Annotated in this window: 14 protein-coding genes; 4 read left to right on the plus strand and 10 right to left on the minus strand. The window is 49.9% G+C overall.

Translation table 11 applies throughout. From position 1 onward, the window contains the following. Positions 1 to 76: 76 nt before the first annotated feature. Positions 77 to 1,519, minus strand: a complete 1,443-nt coding sequence (locus DW757_RS02550) for a polysaccharide deacetylase (protein ID WP_118750896.1) — start codon at positions 1,517 to 1,519, stop codon at positions 77 to 79. A 509-nt stretch (positions 1,520 to 2,028) separates the two neighbouring features. On the opposite strand from DW757_RS02550, the gene DW757_RS02560 reads away from it, so the two are divergent. Together DW757_RS02560 and DW757_RS02565 are read left to right on the plus strand one after the other, a co-directional pair. Further along, entirely contained in the window at positions 2,029 to 3,243 is a 1,215-nt protein-coding gene (locus DW757_RS02560; protein ID WP_118750898.1) for a D-alanyl-D-alanine carboxypeptidase family protein, read from the plus strand. A gap of 187 nt (positions 3,244 to 3,430) precedes the next feature. Then, on the plus strand, positions 3,431 to 4,237 hold the full coding sequence (locus DW757_RS02565) for a putative hydro-lyase (protein WP_118750899.1): 807 nt from the start codon (positions 3,431 to 3,433) through the stop codon (positions 4,235 to 4,237). Positions 4,238 to 4,365: 128 nt separating this feature from the next. Here the strand turns inward: DW757_RS02565 and DW757_RS02570 are convergent, their stop codons facing one another. Next, positions 4,366 to 5,001 carry a CatA-like O-acetyltransferase gene (locus DW757_RS02570; protein WP_008395007.1) on the minus strand — a complete coding sequence of 212 codons (636 nt, stop codon included), beginning with the start codon at positions 4,999 to 5,001 and terminating at the stop codon, positions 4,366 to 4,368. 127 nt (positions 5,002 to 5,128) lie between these two features. Beyond that, positions 5,129 to 6,121: an ABC transporter substrate-binding protein gene (locus tag DW757_RS02575; RefSeq protein WP_118750900.1), complete on the minus strand. Its 993-nt coding sequence runs from the start codon at positions 6,119 to 6,121 to the stop codon at positions 5,129 to 5,131. Between the two features lie 220 nt (positions 6,122 to 6,341). On the opposite strand from DW757_RS02575, the gene DW757_RS02580 reads away from it, so the two are divergent. Then, on the plus strand, positions 6,342 to 6,653 hold the full coding sequence (locus DW757_RS02580) for a YerC/YecD family TrpR-related protein (RefSeq protein ID WP_008395009.1): 312 nt from the start codon (positions 6,342 to 6,344) through the stop codon (positions 6,651 to 6,653). Between the two features lie 283 nt (positions 6,654 to 6,936). On the opposite strand, the gene DW757_RS02585 is transcribed toward DW757_RS02580, so the two are convergent. The 6 genes from DW757_RS02585 to DW757_RS02610 form a co-directional block, all read right to left on the minus strand. After that, a complete protein-coding gene (locus tag DW757_RS02585; RefSeq protein WP_118750901.1) occupies positions 6,937 to 7,575 on the minus strand; it encodes a cyclophilin-like fold protein in 639 nt (212 codons plus the stop codon). A 273-nt stretch (positions 7,576 to 7,848) separates the two neighbouring features. After that, complete coding sequence (locus DW757_RS17555; protein ID WP_243033305.1) at positions 7,849 to 8,814, minus strand: DUF3737 family protein; 966 nt, start codon at positions 8,812 to 8,814, stop codon at positions 7,849 to 7,851. Positions 8,815 to 8,935: 121 nt separating this feature from the next. Next, positions 8,936 to 11,287: an FtsX-like permease family protein gene (locus tag DW757_RS02595; RefSeq protein ID WP_243033307.1), complete on the minus strand. Its 2,352-nt coding sequence runs from the start codon at positions 11,285 to 11,287 to the stop codon at positions 8,936 to 8,938. A gap of 11 nt (positions 11,288 to 11,298) precedes the next feature. Beyond that, positions 11,299 to 12,054: an ABC transporter ATP-binding protein gene (locus tag DW757_RS02600; protein WP_008395017.1), complete on the minus strand. Its 756-nt coding sequence runs from the start codon at positions 12,052 to 12,054 to the stop codon at positions 11,299 to 11,301. Then, positions 12,051 to 13,418, minus strand: coding sequence for an AMP-binding protein (locus tag DW757_RS02605; RefSeq protein WP_118750903.1), 1,368 nt, complete (start codon positions 13,416 to 13,418; stop codon positions 12,051 to 12,053). The genes DW757_RS02600 and DW757_RS02605 overlap by 4 nt, the downstream gene beginning before the upstream one ends. A gap of 15 nt (positions 13,419 to 13,433) precedes the next feature. Continuing rightward, on the minus strand, positions 13,434 to 14,471 hold the full coding sequence (locus DW757_RS02610) for a C45 family peptidase (RefSeq protein WP_243033309.1): 1,038 nt from the start codon (positions 14,469 to 14,471) through the stop codon (positions 13,434 to 13,436). Between the two features lie 244 nt (positions 14,472 to 14,715). Between DW757_RS02610 and DW757_RS02615 the strand changes: the two genes are divergently transcribed. Beyond that, positions 14,716 to 15,609 carry a LysR family transcriptional regulator gene (locus tag DW757_RS02615; protein ID WP_021966925.1) on the plus strand — a complete coding sequence of 298 codons (894 nt, stop codon included), beginning with the start codon at positions 14,716 to 14,718 and terminating at the stop codon, positions 15,607 to 15,609. A gap of 367 nt (positions 15,610 to 15,976) precedes the next feature. On the opposite strand, the gene DW757_RS02620 is transcribed toward DW757_RS02615, so the two are convergent. Continuing rightward, entirely contained in the window at positions 15,977 to 16,624 is a 648-nt protein-coding gene (locus DW757_RS02620) for a DUF1836 domain-containing protein (RefSeq protein ID WP_118750905.1), read from the minus strand. Between the last annotated feature and the right edge of the window lie 31 nt (positions 16,625 to 16,655).

The following is a 16,655-nucleotide window of genomic DNA, read 5'->3' on the forward strand; positions in this document are numbered from 1 at the left end:
GGAAGATAGAGAATCTGTCCCTGCAGGCGCCCTGCATATGAGCCTGCGGCGGCCTAAAGGCAGCCGGTTTTTATGTTTACGACATCGGCGGCACAGGAGTGGGCCTGCTTTGGTCGAACACCTGGGTCACGTCGAAGAGATCGCTTAAATGGGTCTTGACCGGATTTGTTTCCGGAAGATCATAGTACATCCGGTAGCCGTCCAGATTGCGTCTGCCCTGGCGGAAGTGGTCTGTTCCGATCTGGACAAAGTACTGGGCGGAGTCCACGTTGCAGAAGTAGCGGAAGCCCTTGGACTTGAGATAGAGAAGCCGTTCATTGTCCTCGGCATAGGGACGCCAGCCTCCTATATCACTTCCGAAGGGGAACAGGATAATGTCGGTGCCTCCGACGAGAGGAGCAACCTCTGTATCCCATTTGTCTGTGTCCGCGATGAAGTCCTCCATGGAGATGGAGCCCATATCTCTGTGGCCCCAGCTGTGGCTGGCCAGCTCGTAGCCGTCATCCTTTAAGGCCTGGGCTACTCTGGCGGCATTTTCACGCTCTGCCTCATAATCGAAATCAGGATGGGCAGCCTTATACTCATCCGTATTGTAGGAAGCTGCCGTGCGGTAGCCGAGGATTCCATTGTAGCCGGTGAAGGCGATGACAGCCTTGGCTCCCTTGTAGGAGAAATCCGGGTGTTCCTCAATAAATTCGTCCAACAGGGGAACGAGATCGTAGGCGCCTGTGGAAACGCTTCCGTCATCCATCTTCATCTCGCAGACAGGCTTTCCGTCCTCCCCGACAACCATGCGGGATGCAAAGCCGTCGCCTTCCATGTACTCGTAATAGCAGACGTCGTCCTGGGACATGACAAAGGCCTGTTTTCCCGGAGGCAGCATAATATTGCCCTCTGTGAAGATGGGATTTCCGTTTTCGTCTGTGGTCTCATAGGCGATGTCGTGGAGACTTACAAGGACAAAACCGCGGTCGTACATGGACTGGAGGATCTTCTCAAATTCCTCCTTGGTGGTCATCATCTGATTGTAGCCGTTCTGTTTCCTGTCTCCGTCAAAGGCCTTGGAGGTGTCCATAATCAGGGAGTGGAAGAATACATGGGTTACCTTGTATGGATCGACCCTTACCAGAGTGGATTTGGCGGCCTCGTATTCAGCGATGGCTGCGGTTACCTGCTCGTTGTCCTTTATGGCCTCGTTTTCGGAGAGGAGAGCGATGGCTCCGTCATAGTCATAGCCGGCAGCCAGAAGCTCTGCCTGCTCAAGCTGGTAGGCAAGTTCTTCCTCTGGAGAGAGCGGCGCTTCAGACGGCTCTGTCTGGCCCTGTGTGCCGCTTCCTGTTTCTGACGGCGTGGGGAACAGGCCGGATGTTTCAAAGTTGCCTCTGCTCACAACGATAAAGATTCCTGCCAGAATGAGTCCAAGGACTGCAATTCCAAGCAGAATCAGAGGGAGTCTGCGGGGACGGCGGCTGCGGCGGCGCCTGCTCCACCCTCTGCGGTTTAGATATTGGTTTTTCATAGACAATCTCCTTTGTTTCTGTGTTCTGTGGTTTTATGCTTCAGGATGTGCCTGGCGGTGAAACGGCTTTTCATCTCTGCCGCCCTGAAGTCAGACAGGCCCTGAACAGCAAAAAAGGCAGAACGTGCGCTGCCTGCCTGGCTGCCTTTTTCAGGCATCAGGCAGGCGGCGCGTCTTTGCCGGTAACTGGTAAATAACGTCTGCGCTGATAAAGTTTCATATATGGCAGGAGGCTGTGACTGCAAACTCAGCTGCCTGTCCTGCGGGTGCCGCGCCATATGGATTCCCCAAAGGGCAGAAGCGCGCAGCCTCTTTCTGTTCAACTATTATAGCATAGCCTGCGGGAATGTGTCATTAATGTTTATTACGAATTTCAGAAATTTTTGTCAGAAATGGCAGAGCGTTGGGGAGGAAATCAAAGAAGTATTCATTTAAAACTGGAATAGGGACAAAGGATGCGTCCATATGCTGATGAAAGAGGATATGTTTAGAGTCGGGGGACAGATTGTATGAAGAGAATCCTGTCTGTCATATGTGCAGCGCTCCTGCTTGCAGCTGTTTTATGCCAAAGTGCCTTTGCACAGAAGCCGGAGATAGGAGCGGAGGTGTCGGCGCCTGCGTCCGCTGCCCTGGAAGGGCCGCAGATTCAGGCGCCCTGCGGGATCCTGATGGAGGCCTCCACAGGAACAGTGCTGTATGAAAAAAATGCGGACGAGGCGAGAAATCCTGCCAGTGTCACAAAGATTATGACACTGCTTTTAACCTTTGACGCCCTCAAGTCAGGAAAGATTGCCCTCACGGACGAGGTGGTGACAAGCGCCCACGCCAAGTCCATGGGAGGCTCCCAGGTCTTTCTCGAGGAGGGGGAGGTACAGACGGTGGAAACGCTGATCAAGTGCATTGTCATCGCGTCGGGAAATGACGCCTCGGTGGCAATGGCAGAGTACATAGCCGGGGATGAGGCATCTTTTGTACAGATGATGAATGAAAGGGCGAAGGGGCTGGGGATGGAGCACGCCAATTTTGAGGACTGCTGCGGGCTGACCGATTCGGCCTCCCATGCCATGTCCGCCAGGGATATTGCCCTGATGACAAGGGAGCTGATCACGAAGTACCCTGAAATTTTTAATTATTCGACTATCTGGATGGAAAACATTACCCATGTGACGAAGCAGGGAACTAAGGAGTTCGGCCTCTCCAATACGAATAAGCTGCTGAAGATGGCCACAAACTTTGAGGTGACGGGTCTGAAAACAGGCTCCACCTCCACGGCAAAATACTGTCTGTCGGCCACGGCGCGAAAGGACGGGGTGGAGCTGATTGCCGTTATCCTGGCTGCGCCGGACTATAAGGCCAGATTCAACGACGCAGTGACTCTCTTAAATTACGGCTATGCAAACTGCCGTCTTTATATAGACGAGGATGTGGGGGAGATACCGGAGGTACAGATACTGGGAGGCGTGCAGGACACGGTTCCTGTAAGGATCGACAAGCCGTTTTCCTATCTGGGAACCTCAGGGGAGGATTTTTCAGGAATTGAGAAAGAGTGGATATTTGAGACGGAGCTTAAAGCTCCGGTGCAGGAGGGAGAGATTGTAGGAAAGCTGGTCTACCGCCTGAACGGGAAGGAGATTGGCCAGGTAGATGTGGTGGCAGCGCAAGAGGTTCCCAAGGAGACCTTTTTCGATGTCATAAGAGAGGTTTGGGAGGCGGCGCTTCTGTAGAGTGTCTGGGGGAGAACCGGGGCCGCCCTCTGCTGTCAGCCCGGCAGGGGAAGGCTCCGGTTTCGGTTGACAGAAATGGAAGCGTTTTGTATAATAAAGTAAAACAATTATTTTAATTTTATGTAAAATTTCACAAAAACTGAAGATTCGCGGCGGTCTGCGCCGCGGGAAAACAGGAGGGGTTTCAATGGCAGATTACAGCAAGATGTCACCGAAAGAGGTGAGGGAGCTTATCAGGAGAGGAGAAATTACACGTCCCACAGCCGGTATGTGCGGGGGATATGCCCAGGCAAATCTTGTAATTCTCCCGAAGAAGTACGCAGATGATTTTAAGGAATTTGCGAGAAAGAATCCAAAGCCCTGCCCGATTCTGGAGATTGTGGAGGGAAGCCCTGAAGTCCACGATATGGGTGAGGGGGCTAATCTGGTGACAGATATTCCACGGTATTTTATCTATAAAAACGGCGTCAAGGTGGATGAGGTGACGGATGCTTCCTCCTACTGGGAGGATGATTTTGTGGGATTTCTGATCGGCTGCAGCTTCTCCTTTGAGGAGGCACTGCTGCGGGAGGGCATAGACGTGCGCCACATTTCCATGGGCTGCAATGTGCCCATGTACAAGTCCAACATTCCCTGTGAGCCGGCAGGCGTCTTTGAGGGGCCGACAGTTGTGAGCATGAGACCCATGACGCCGGAGGACGCAAAGAAGGCATGGGAGATTACCGAGCGGTATCCCAATGTACACGGCTGTCCGGTCCACATGGGCGATCCGGCCGATATCGGAATTAAAGACATCACAAAACCGGACTACGGCGATCCGGTGGAGATCCGGGAGGGGGAGATCCCCGTATTCTGGGCCTGTGGTGTTACGCCGCAGGCGGCAGTGGAGCACGCCAAGCCGCCGATCGTGATTACCCACGCGCCGGGACATATGTTTATCACGGATATTTTGAACAGCGAGCTGAATGACTTCCTGGAGAAGAAAAAGAAATAGAAATAGGGAGAAATAGGGAAAGAGAGAGGGAGAAGACTGATTGTTCCGATGGAAGGGACAGTCAGTCTTCTCCCTTTTTGTGCAGAGGGGCAGTTAAAAAAGAGGCGGAGGAGAGACTCTCTCTCCAGTCATCTGAAAAGCTCTCTGGCATTCTGCTCCAGTTCTCTGAAAAAGAGGCTTACGTGGAACCCGTCATTGACCGCATGGGAGAATTCTCCTCCCACCGGAAGGGTAATGCGTCCGCCGTCAGAGGTCAGCTGGCCAAACATGGCAAAGGGGATAAAATCCTCCTTCGTGTCACCGCTGAAGCTGAACCCCTCAAAAGATAGATCCGGAACAATCGAGATGCCGCAGATATTTTCGGGAATCGTGCTGTCGCACAGAAGCCTGCCGCAGTTTTCTGCCAGGGCATAGTCCTTCTCAAAGGCATGGTAGAACTGGGAAAAATCAGGGCAGAATTCTGTGAGTTTCATGGAGAAATGTCCGGGGGCGCCTTTGCGGGGAACTGTATAGTACGGGTCGATTCTGTCCCAGATGCCGATGTTCCCCTGACTGTCTCTTCCGTACCGGAATTCCGGATGGCTGTTGACTGTTTTGGCTGCACAGTAGACTAAAGCCGGGTACAGACGCAGCCCCCGGTGCTTTACAGCCTCATAGAGAGCCGTAATATCGATGCGCACCGTCATATAGATCGATGTTTTTCTGAAAAATTCAAGGTATTCCCTGCGCTCCCAGGAATCATAGCAGATCGGTTTTAATCCCATGCCGTTCTCCTCTCTGTCGAAAATGTCAAAGATATAAGAATGCCGGACATCTCCATGGGGCTGTGATGCCGGGCTTAGGAATAGTTTAGCACAGGAGCGAAGGTATGGCCAGGGAAAGCTGCTGCTATTACAGCGCTTCCTCAGAAAACTGCGTGGTTACCAGGTCATAGTAGGGAACACGGGCCTTGAGCTCTCCGGATTCCTCGAGAATATTCTGCAGCAGATCGAAGCTTTCTTCCTCGAATATGGTGTCGCCCTTCCAGGTATCCTGGGATTTGTAGCGCTCTACAATCGCAGCGATGACAGCCTCATCGGTTTCCGGAAACTGGGGCTTTATGACCTTTGCGATCTCCTTGGAGGAATGGGAATTGACATACTCCAGACCTTTCTGGATGGCATTGGTGAAGGACTGAATGATTTCAGGGTTTTCTGAAATATAGCTTCTCTTTGCGCTGTAAGCCGTGTAGGGAACATAGCCGGAGTCCACTCCCAGGGAAGCTACCACATAGCCCTCGCCCTCCAGCTCCAGGGAGGTGGCGTGAGGTTCAAACTCCACGGTGTAGTCCGCATCATTTCCCGTAAATGCGGCGGCTGTCAGGCCGAAGTCGATGCTCTGGTCGATGGTCAGATCCGTTTTTGGATCAATCCCGTTTTTCCTCAGGATGAACTCGAAGATCATTTCCGGCATGCCGCCTGCCCTGCCTCCAAGCACGGTCTTTCCTTTCAGCTTATCCCATGTAAAGCTGTCGTCCGGCGTGCGGGCCACCAGAAAGTTTCCCGCCCTCTGTGTAAGCTGGGCAAAGTTTACGGCGTAGTCCTCAGAACCCTGCTGGTAGACGTAAATGCTGGACTCGGAGCCCATAAAGCCGATGTCGGCGTCCCCGGAAATCAGCGAAGTCATGACCTTGTCGGCCCCGCCTCCGTTCACAAGGGTCAGGTCAATTCCCTCCTCCTCAAAATATCCCAGCTCAATGGCTGCGTACTGGGGGGCATAGAAGATAGAATGGGCAACTTCATTTAAGGTGACAGGCGTAAGGCCGTCCGTCTTTTCGGAACAGCCAAAAAGCGTGGCAGAGGCCAGAAGAAGGGCTGCCGCCGCTGCAAAAGCAGATCGTTTCATGTAGATCCTCCCGGTTGTGATTTGATAGTAATATAGTATAGAGGGACAGGAAAAAAGGTGAAGAGAGATGTAAAGGAAAGCCACGGAGGCGTCAAACTCTGCGGTGGCTTAAGGATGGGCTTAAATTTATAGATTCTTTATCTTTTGACTATGGACTTTACAACTTTAGTATGCTAAAATTAACCATAACGGACTATAGATTTGAGAAGGAGTTGTATACATGAATAAGAAGATAAAGACAGAGGCTGTTGATCATCTCTTTCAGGCTATTCTGACACTGAAAAATACGGAGGAGTGCTACAGCTTTTTCGAGGATGTGTGTACAGTAAATGAGATTCTCTCGTTCTCCCAGAGATATGAGGTGGCCAAGATGCTCAGGGAAAAGAGAACATACCTGGAGATTGCGGAAAAGACGGGGGCATCCACAGCTACGATAAGCCGGGTAAACCGTTCCTTAAATTATGGAAACGATGGGTACGACATGGTATTTGAGCGTCTGACAGGCGATGCAGCGCCGAAGAAAACAGAGTAGGGGCCAAAGGGCGCAGAACGGGAGGCGGCTCATACGGGTAAACCGGGAAGCGTCAGGGAATAAGACAGAAGGTATAGTAAAAAGACATCAGAAAAAGAAGGACGGGATTCAGGCAGCGTCCTATAGGAATTAAAAAGAATTTTAGTCGGAACCGGCGTGTCAGATCGCACCGGTTCCGATTCATTTAAGGACTCCCCTCCAATCCTCAAAGGGATCCGGTAAAGCACCTGCTCCCTGATATAGTAAATTTAGAAGCAGCCGGTGTTGCTTTTATTTTCATCGCTTAATCCTCCAAAGATAAGGTGACGGTCACATCGCCGTTTCCCAAAGCCTCTTTCCAGCCAGTAAGATCATTGATATGGCCCAACCGGGTATAGCTCCAGGAATTAGAGCCGTAGAACATAACGATTTGATTGCCCTGATACAGCACAATATCCCCGGCCTGGGTGGTGGTTTGCTGGCTGCTGGCAGGAAGGCTCGTTCCCAGAGGCCCGACTTTTTCAAAACCGGAATAGTCGCTCATCTGAATGGTGACGGGGCCTTGTTCCATCATATCCACCAGCGCATCCGCCGCTGCATTTTCTTCCAAAGTGGCAGTAAAAGTGCTGCCGCCGACCTGTACATTCATCTGCATTTCGCTGTTTTCCTCCTCAACCTGCCCATTTTCCACGTCCCCTGATTCCGGCACTGTGCTGAAATCTGATTCCTCTGGTTCTTCCGGCACGATATTCGATTCTGGTGCTTCCGGCTCTGATGCTTCCGGCTCTGAAGATGATTCCGCTTCAGAAGAAGAGGTATCTTCCATTTGGGCAGCAGAACTGCTTTCTGAAGTGCTCTCTGCCTGCTCACTGCTGCCGCAGCCTGTAAGCAGCACCGACAAAGACATAAGAACAGCCAGTGTCAGGGGTATTGCTTTTTTCATAGTTTTATCACCACTTTCTTAATAGAATGATTTATAGAAACAGCCTGACAAAAACGATGATTCCAAAGGCACAAAGGATTCCGCCAAAAATGCGGTTCACAGTATGAAGCTGAAATTTGGCTGCCCTTCTTTTGATAAAAAGAGTTAGGACAGCAAGGGTTCCCCACCAAAAGCAGGTTCCCAGAAACACCCCGGCTGCCAGGCAGATACCGTCGCTCTATCCGTCCGCTTTCGAGAACCCAAGGGAGACTGCGAGGCCTCCCTTTTACGCTCTCATGCACAAGCGCAGACGCTTTTAGCCTCTTGTTTCTGCACCTGCACGGTTCCCTTGGCTTCTTCAATATCCCGGATAATTTCACCTACAGCCGGAACAGCAATATATCCGGACAAAGGATTTTTGATGCTGATAACCGGCGTTGTAACCGTAGCTTCTACCTCGCTGCGCTCAAAGGCCAGATCGCAGTCGATCATCTCACAGCCCACAAGCTTCAATCCCCTGCAGTAGCACAGGGGCTGTGTACCGATGATTTTACAGTTTTCAAAAGTAACATTCTCGCAGTACCAAGCCAAGTATTCGCCTTTCACAACACTGTTGCGGACGGTGATATTTCTCGCATGCCAGAAAGCATCCTTGGTATCGAAGATGCAGTTTTCAAAAACAGAATTTTCAATGTACTGGAAAGAATATTTCCCTTTCATGCGTACATTCGTAAAGTGCAGGTTGGCAGAACGCATCATGAAATATTCGCTCTCGGCATCACAATCTTCCATCTCGATACCCCGGACAGACCAGCCGAACTCTGGAGAAACGATGTCGCAGCCTGCGATCTTTACATCGCCTGCATGGGCTTTTGTTGCGGTTTCGCTGTTGTCAGGAATCTCATACCGGCTGGGGATATCGTAATATTCCATCACATCGGATTCATCATAGCTGTAAACCGGCAGCCGCCAATCTGAAGTGCCAACATAGCCAGCGATGGCCTCCGCAGTAGAATTTTTCTCCAGGTGCATGACGAATGGTTCGCCATCATCGCCAAATCGAACTGTTAACTCCGTGGTATTTGAAACCGGAATATTGTCCTCCTCTTCACTGGAACGGCTGGCCGTCTGAGAGGAAGAAACACGATTGTTTTCCTCAGAAGAACTGGATTCGGCTGAGCCGGATGAACTGCTGCATCCTGCCATTGCAATACTGAGTGTCAGAAACACGCCTATCAAGGCTGCAAACGGATTTTTCATAGTATTTCAGCTCCTTCTTTTGCTGTATTTTTTCTTTCCATCTATAGTTTAGTAGCCGCAAGATTAAATATCAAATACTTATACTTTATCGTTTTCCATAATTAAATCAAATGGAATTGCTTTATTCTTCCGCCAATAAAGCGAGAGACGTTTTCCCAATTTTTCCTGCTGCTGAATAAGCAAACAGAAGAAACAGAACTATCACCACAATCCCCGGAAGCACTGCGGTAAAGATATCCGGCTGGGAGGAAAAATTGCTGATGCCCTCCATCCGCATAAGCATCGCCACCAGCGGGTCGGTGAGGAAAGCGCTGAGAATTGTCCCCAAAGTGCTGCCCAACAGGGCGATCATCCCAAAACGCAGGGCAAAGGAACACCTCAGCTGCCCGGATGAAAAGCCCATGGCACGGTAAATGCTCAGATCCCTTTGCTCGGCCTGCAGCAGATTTCCCGCTGTCAGCAGTGTGACCACCAGCACAAAGAGAATCACCATAGCATACAGGAAAATCATCAGCGCCTGCATGGCGGAAAGAATACCGGCAAGCCCTGGCCAGGAATTTTCATGGAGGTACACATCTCCTCCGTAAGTATCCTGAAGAGCCTGCATAATCTCCGGCTTGAGAGACAGGTCGGCCAAAAAATAGTGGGTACACCATATGGAAGGAGATTCTTCGCCAATCCGATCATAACCCTCCCGGTTCATACCGATGTTCATTCCCATATCGTTGGCGCACTGATAAATACCGCTGACCACATATTCTCCGCTGCCGAGCGCCCCTGCCACGATAATGCTATCTCCAACAGAGACGCCTAAATCTGCCGCCACAAATTCCGTCAGCACTACTTCATCTGCCTCCCGGCAGGTTTGCCCGGAGAGCAGATGAAACTGTTCCGGCTCTGAAATCACGTTGGCAGTCATGTCCACACCATTTACGGAAACGCTGGGCATGGCCAAATCATAGGAATCGATAATGGATGTGTAACTCTCAATGGTCTGTTCTACCTGGCGGGTGGCTGTTTCCCTCATAGGCTGGGCGGCAATGTGCAGATCGGAGGGGTTAAAGGCGTCCATTAACCCCTCACCGTTTGGTCCCAGCCAGGCGTTTACCCGGCCAATGAGTGAAGCAAAGAACACCAGCAATACTGCCGCCAGACAGGCTCCCATGTACCGGCGCCTGCCGCTGAGAAGCTGCCGCAGGGCAAGCCAGAACGGAAGCCCTTTCTTTTGGATGGGGAAAGCCGCCCTTTTGCTTTCCTGGGATTTCTTCCAGGTCCCGCGGATGGCGTTTACGGGAGAAATCCGGCGGATCGTCCCAGTGCGGAACCAAACGAAGCCCATCAGCAGGAGAAGAATTGCCGCTAAGGCAGTCAGGCAAATGGAGGCGGGCAGTGCAGATGGAATCAGCAATCCGGTGGCAGTCACTGTCATTGTGCAAATCAGGCCGGCTGCTGGGATAGAAAGAAGCAGCCCCACTCCCATACCGCACAGTGTGGTGATAAAGTACTGCAAAAGCTGAATTTTTCTCAGTTTTCCGCTGGTAAACCTCATGGTTTTGAGGATTCCCATATTCTTATAATCCTGCTCGATGGTGCTGCCGATGCTGTGGGAGAGCACCGCCATGGACGCCAGAAGCAGAATTGCCACAAAGGCCAGCAAGAGGCTGGTGAACACATTCTGCAAAGTCAGCATAAAGCCAGAGATAGATTCACGGCTGTGGGTAAACTCCACATAGCTTGTCAGGCTGGTATTCTCATTCAATAAAGCATTGAACTGTGCGGCGGTCAAGGCGCTGCCATAAACTTGAGAAATGTGCAGCATAAACCCTTCACGAGCCAGGCTGTCCGCGCCGGATTCCTCAATCATCCCGATGATTTCCTCATGATCCTGCCCGTTTATCAGAAACCCTTTCATTCCGATCATGGAGCTGCCCATAAAGGGGTCTTCGTAAAATCCCGCCACAGTAAAGCTCATATCTCCTCCGCTGCGGGCAATGGGAAAGGTGATGGAGTCCCCAACCTGCACCCCAAACATGGATGCCGCAGAGGCAGAAGCATAGACTTCTCCTGACACAATTTCTGCAGGGGCCTCCCTGTAGCCGGACAAATCATCAGCAAAGAATTTGTAGGGATAGTGCGCTGGGTCATAGGTAATCAGCTGGCCTTCGCTGTCTGACTCCTGGTCACCGATTTCATATTCGGAGAAGATAAGGGATTGTACCCCAACTGATTGCACTTCGTCCAAGGCAGAAATTTCCTCCGCTAAAGGAGCTGTCTGCGAAAGCCCTGATACCCAGGCAGTGATATCCCCATAGCCCAACCGGTTCATCTCACTGTCCACATAGCGGCTGGAATTATTCCATACTGTCAGTACGGTTCCTAGAGACAGTGAAACCAGCAGAATCAGAATAAACACGCCAAGTATGGATCCCCGATGGGAGTTGATATTGGATTTTAGCAATGTCTTGATTTCCATACCATGCCCCCTTACCAGGACAGAGAGGTAAGCCATGCGCTGACTTTTTCTTCCCGCTCTTTCTGCATGTTCATATCAAAGGGCGGCAGCGGCATTTCGTCCAGGATCTTTCCGTCTTCCAGGTAAAGGATACGGGTTCCCCGGATGGCCGCTTTCACATCATGGGTTACCATGAGGATGCTCTGCCCCTTCTGATTTAAGGAAGTGAGCAGATCCATCACCTCTTCGCTGTTTTTCCGGTTGAGCGCCCCGGTGGGTTCGTCAGCAAAAAGCAGTCCAGGCTGATTGATCATAGCTCTGGCAATGGCCGCCCGCTGTGCCTCGCCGCCCGAAGCCTGAGAAGGCAGGCGATCCCCCGCTTTTTCTGCATGCATCTGAGCAAGCAGGGATTTTGCCCGTTTTTTGACTGTTTTCTCTGACTTTCCTTTCTCCAAATAACCGGCTATGGCCACATTCTCGAACAAAGTCAGGTTACTTACCAGATGGGGCTGCTGGAAAACAAAGCCGAATTCTTTAGCCCGCAGGGCCGCCATCTTCTTTTCGGAGAGGGTTCCCAACTCCTGCTCCTTATACAGCACTTTTCCACTGCTGAGAGCGTCCATGCCGCTGAGTGCATAGAGCAGGGTAGACTTTCCAGCGCCGGAGGGCCCCATGATAATGGTAAAATCCCCCTGGCAGATCCTCACGCTGATCTGGTTCAGCACCGGCTCCTGCGCGCCGGGATAGATTTTTGTGATTTCTTCGGCTGTCAGCAAGGCTTCTCTCATACCGCTTCCTCCATTTCTGTTTTCTCATATGGGACAATCAGCGGCTTTTTTCCTGTAAACGGACTGGGAAGAATCTCATCCACAAAACGCACGGCAAACTTTACATAGCTTAAATTTTTCTCTCGCATAATTCCCTCCATCTGGAGGAGCATTTCTGCCTCAATGGCGGGCTTTTTCTCTTCTGAAGCAGCTTCAGCCAACATTTCAAAGGAATCAGAAGCATTTTGCCGGAACTGATAATCCAGTAATCCTTCGATACAGAAGCCCTCTATCGCCAGCGGATGCAGAAAATCACGATGCCCGGTCCCGTCCTCAAACCACAAAAGATCCTCACTGCGTCCCAGTAAAATTTCTGCGCGGGTAAAAGGGCTTCCCGCCATGGGCTCTTTGAGCACCAGATAGTCTGAAATGCGGTAGCGGATCAGCGGCTGGGCAAAGTTATAGAGGCTTGTCAGGTACATGGCTCCTTTTTCCACTTCAATGATATTTAGGTCATCAAACAGCAGCATGCCGTCTTCCATCCCAGTTTCTACACCGAGAGCCAGGGACTCACTGGCCCCATAGATATTGATGACAGGACAGTGAAAGGTTTTTTCAAGAAAATTCCTGAGTCCACAGCTTAAGGGTTCCCCGCAGGAGATCACCCGCTTGATTTGTACCTGCACCTTGCCTTTTGCAGCTAATTCTGCCAAAATCTTAATGGCGGACGGATAGCCGATGATGATGTTGGGGCGGAACCTCCGAACATTATCAATCCAATCATCCAGGGGAGTTTTGATGTCCAGATACATCTGCTTGGCTCCCACGCCGTCAATGCCATCTCCCACAGCCATAGCTCCGCCGTAACGGCCATCTGTGGCAGCTATGTAAATAATACGCGGCCTCCCGGCCAGCAAGTTCAGAATCTGCGGCACAGTCATGTTCCATAAGGCACCCCGTATAATCCCCAGGAGCATGGTGTGCCAAGCCGGTTCATCATAGATGAAGTACCCGGGTTTCCCTGTACTGCCGGAAGAATGTACGACATGATATTTTCCAAGATAAGGCTTGCGGTCCGCCTGGGTTTCCGCGTCAAATTTTCTAAGATCCTCTTGGTGCGAATCCTGTACTGTGATAAGCTCGTCAAAGTGCTCCATCAAAACTGATTTATCAATAGTGGGGAAGGAGGAAAGGGGCAAATTGTCCAGCTGTTCTTCTGTGATGCCAGCTTTTTCAAAAGTACGCCGGTAAAAAGCAGAGTGTTCCCAAGCGAAATGGAGCAGCATCCGAAGCTTTCGATTTTGCAGCTCCTTCATTTGTGATTCCGGCAAACGGGTGTTTTTCATAAATACAAATAAATCTTTTAGTGTTTTCAGACAGTTCATTTTGGCCGCTCCTTTCTATCGAGATTCTAATCGGAAAGTGTAGTTCCGGTTATAATTTTCCCGGTGATAATACCGGGCCTCTCCTTCAGACAGGTTCATAACGATACTCCACTCGGTGGATTCAAACTCACCAAAATTATCCTTGCTCACACGGTCCAGGGCATCTCTGACATCTTCCATTTCCATCTGAGGGGTTTCCTCCAGCTTATTTCTCAGAATATCATACCGTTCGTGGGATTGTTCCGTTCCAATCCCCTGTTTCTCTCCTTCTGCCAGATAGAAGTTTGTCAGTACCGGCGTTTCCGTGATAACCATTTCATTGTCCACATATTCCACTGCCACACTGCGGCCGGCAGAATCTGCTATGGCGAAATGGATCATCATGCCCATAGAACCATGGAGATCGTATTGCCTGAGCAGCTCCAGCACCTCATCCACGCTCCCAGCCTTATCTAGCAGCAGGCGGATTGCTGTTGTAGTGGTAATGTCCGGCTTATCCGTATTCTGCTCAATGACAGCGCTGTCTTGAATCATATTCACGGATACAGCCAAGCCGGCTTCGTTCATCCCGTCCAGCGGAGCATACAGGGCAGCGAGTGTTTTGAACTCGTCCAAATTCAGAGCCATCCCTACCATGCCGCCGCCCACGTTCTGGGAGATGAAATCCATATTAACAGTAGAAAGAGAAGCATGGCCGTTTTCTGGATGGGATTCCACAACCATGGCTTCGCAGTTCTTCCAATCAAAATTGCGTCCAAACAGGGCATCTCCATCAGGACTTTGTACCGCAATGGTGCTGCATCCAAAAATACCACCCAGCAGGTCCCCCAAATTCAAATCGGAGAGAAGATTATTTGCAAGATACTCAACGACTTCTCCATCAGATGAAGCGCCGCCGCCGGCGAGGAATTCGTCAAAGCCGTAATCTCCGTCATACCGGACGGCAGAGAAACCATCCTCCAATTCCGCAATCTCCGAAGCGGGAGAGATCAGATGGACGTTTTCTGCATCCGGTGAAGTTTGAGCAGTTCTGTTATTCTCTGCGTTCGGCATATGGTCATCCGTCCTTTCTCTGCATCCAGTCATTAACATTGTGATACCAAATAAAAAGGAAAGGCAGAGTATTCCGCTTTTTTGCAAGCGTTTATGCGTCATTTTGAAATCCTCCTTACACTTTCGTTTCTATAAGCTCAGTATATCCGCTTCAAAATAGCATATAAAATACTTATTCATTATCATTATTCATAATTGATTTTTATAGAATTTTTCGGTATACTGAATGCAGGAGGATATCTAAATGGAACTGCGTTTGCTGGAATACTTTTTAGCAGTGGCCAGGGAACAAAATATTACCGCAGCCGCTGAATCCTTGCACATCTCTCAGCCGGCCTTGTCCACACAACTCAAAAATTTGGAGGATGAGTTAGGAAAACAGCTTTTAATCCGTGGAGTCAAAGGTTCACGCAAGGTTATTTTGACAGAGGAAGGCATGATTCTGCGTAAGCGTGCAGAAGAAATGCTCTTGCTTATGCGGCGGACGGAAGAAGAAATAACCGGCTCTAATGAAACCATCGCAGGCAATGTATTTATTGGAACCGGTGAAACGGAGATAGTTCGTCTTTTTGCTAAGGTCGCAAAAAAATTGCAGCAAAAATATCCAGATATTCGATATAACATCTCCAGCGGTAATGCAGAACATGTATTAGAATATCTGGATAAGGGGATTATTGATTTTGGGCTGCTTTTTACGGAGATCGATCCGCAGAAATATGAGGCCATCCCGGTTCCAATCAAAGATACCTGGGGTGTTTTAATGCGTAAGGATTCTCCCCTGGCAGAAAAAGAAACTATCTGCCCGGAAGATTTGTGGGATAAACCTCTTATTGTTTCCCATCAGAAAGGAGACGACGTATACCTGAACCAATGGCTTCAGCGGGAAGAGTCGGAACTGCATATTGTGGCCACTTACAACCTGCTTTTTAACGCTTCTCTGTTAGTAGATGAAGGACTTGGATACGCCCTGTGCTATGACAAGCTTATCAACACACAAGGCAGCAACCTTTGTTTTCGCCCTTTTTTCCCACAATTAGAGGCTCGCGGTTTTATCGTCTGGAAAAAATATCAGGTGTTTTCCAAGGCTGCAAATATCTTTTTAAAGTACCTGCGGGAGCTGCTTGAACCGGAAATATAATTCTTGTCTGCTGTAGGAAACCGCACCGCTATTCAAAGCCAATCTATTCTAATGGGGAACATCGAGAGTCTCCTATAATCGAAAAACCATCGCTTCTGAAAGAGCTAAAGAGGAATTTTGAAATAGCAAAAGAAAAACTCTATGCAAATGGTTCGTTCATTCACATAGAGTTTTCTTACATAACAGGAAACTTCGTTCCCCGTTATGTAAAAAACGCGCCGCGGGAACGCACTGCGGCGGAAAGGAAGAATGCCGCTTTCGCGCCCCGCCGCAGGCGGAGAATCCTGCGAAGCAGGATTCTTTCTTATTTCCCGTTCACTTGACACAGGTCGGTATTTTTGCAATATTTCTTTATGCCCCTCTGCCATTATTTCCTGTCCTTCTTTTTCTTTCCCTCCGGCGGATTCTCCTGCCGAAGCTGTTCGGCAATCAGTTCGATCATCTGCTTTTTCAGATATACGTCAAAGGCCAGCTCACAGATAAAGGAAAAGAGCTGAAGAAACTGCCGGTCGCTGTCCTCATCGCTCCCGCATAAAGGGAAGCGCTCATCGGAAAAGGTTTTCATGGCAGCCTCAAATTTAACCTGCACATCCTCCTTCAGACGTTCCCGCTGTTCCTTTTCAAGGGAAAAGACCTCGCTGTAGATCTCAGACAGCTCCGGCACAGAGCCGTCTGAAAAATGGCGCTCTGTGATGGGAGAGAGGATCTGCTCGATATCCCTGAAGGAGAGAACATTCTTAAAATAGTAGATGAAGGCCAGAAGCAGAATGTGGTTTCGGGAGTATTTTTTCTTCACCGGAGGCGGGAGCAGATTGTTTTTTGCGTAATTGTTGATCATGGTCTTTGTAAGCACCTTGTCCTCGCCGATCCACCGGGAAGAAGCCAGGTGAGTATCCATGAAGGTTGTCACCTGATCCATATACAGGTTAATATTGGGAATATCAGACGGATTGATGCGGGATAAGCTGTCCACGTAGTCCATCAATGCGTTTAAGCGTTCTTCATTTGTTTTCATACCTTGTCACCTCATAGTTATATTATATAGT

It is taken from the genome of Clostridium sp. AM29-11AC (assembly GCF_003480545.1).
In the GTDB taxonomy this organism is placed as follows: Bacteria; Bacillota; Clostridia; order Lachnospirales; family Lachnospiraceae; genus Otoolea; species Otoolea saccharolyticum_A.

What these genes read in the sequence shown, in the direction of transcription:
- DW757_RS02550 (WP_118750896.1), bottom strand. Translation starts at nt 1,519, where the DNA reads ATGAAAAACCAATATCTAAACCGCAGAGGGTGGAGCAGGCGCCGCCGC.
- DW757_RS02560 (WP_118750898.1), top strand. Translation starts at nt 2,029, where the DNA reads ATGAAGAGAATCCTGTCTGTCATATGTGCAGCGCTCCTGCTTGCAGCT.
- DW757_RS02565 (WP_118750899.1), top strand. Translation starts at nt 3,431, where the DNA reads ATGGCAGATTACAGCAAGATGTCACCGAAAGAGGTGAGGGAGCTTATC.
- DW757_RS02570 (WP_008395007.1), bottom strand. Translation starts at nt 5,001, where the DNA reads ATGGGATTAAAACCGATCTGCTATGATTCCTGGGAGCGCAGGGAATAC.
- DW757_RS02575 (WP_118750900.1), bottom strand. Translation starts at nt 6,121, where the DNA reads ATGAAACGATCTGCTTTTGCAGCGGCGGCAGCCCTTCTTCTGGCCTCT.
- DW757_RS02580 (WP_008395009.1), top strand. Translation starts at nt 6,342, where the DNA reads ATGAATAAGAAGATAAAGACAGAGGCTGTTGATCATCTCTTTCAGGCT.
- DW757_RS02585 (WP_118750901.1), bottom strand. Translation starts at nt 7,575, where the DNA reads ATGAAAAAAGCAATACCCCTGACACTGGCTGTTCTTATGTCTTTGTCG.
- DW757_RS17555 (WP_243033305.1), bottom strand. Translation starts at nt 8,814, where the DNA reads ATGAAAAATCCGTTTGCAGCCTTGATAGGCGTGTTTCTGACACTCAGT.
- DW757_RS02595 (WP_243033307.1), bottom strand. Translation starts at nt 11,287, where the DNA reads ATGGAAATCAAGACATTGCTAAAATCCAATATCAACTCCCATCGGGGA.
- DW757_RS02600 (WP_008395017.1), bottom strand. Translation starts at nt 12,054, where the DNA reads ATGAGAGAAGCCTTGCTGACAGCCGAAGAAATCACAAAAATCTATCCC.
- DW757_RS02605 (WP_118750903.1), bottom strand. Translation starts at nt 13,418, where the DNA reads ATGAACTGTCTGAAAACACTAAAAGATTTATTTGTATTTATGAAAAAC.
- DW757_RS02610 (WP_243033309.1), bottom strand. Translation starts at nt 14,471, where the DNA reads ATGCCGAACGCAGAGAATAACAGAACTGCTCAAACTTCACCGGATGCA.
- DW757_RS02615 (WP_021966925.1), top strand. Translation starts at nt 14,716, where the DNA reads ATGGAACTGCGTTTGCTGGAATACTTTTTAGCAGTGGCCAGGGAACAA.
- DW757_RS02620 (WP_118750905.1), bottom strand. Translation starts at nt 16,624, where the DNA reads ATGAAAACAAATGAAGAACGCTTAAACGCATTGATGGACTACGTGGAC.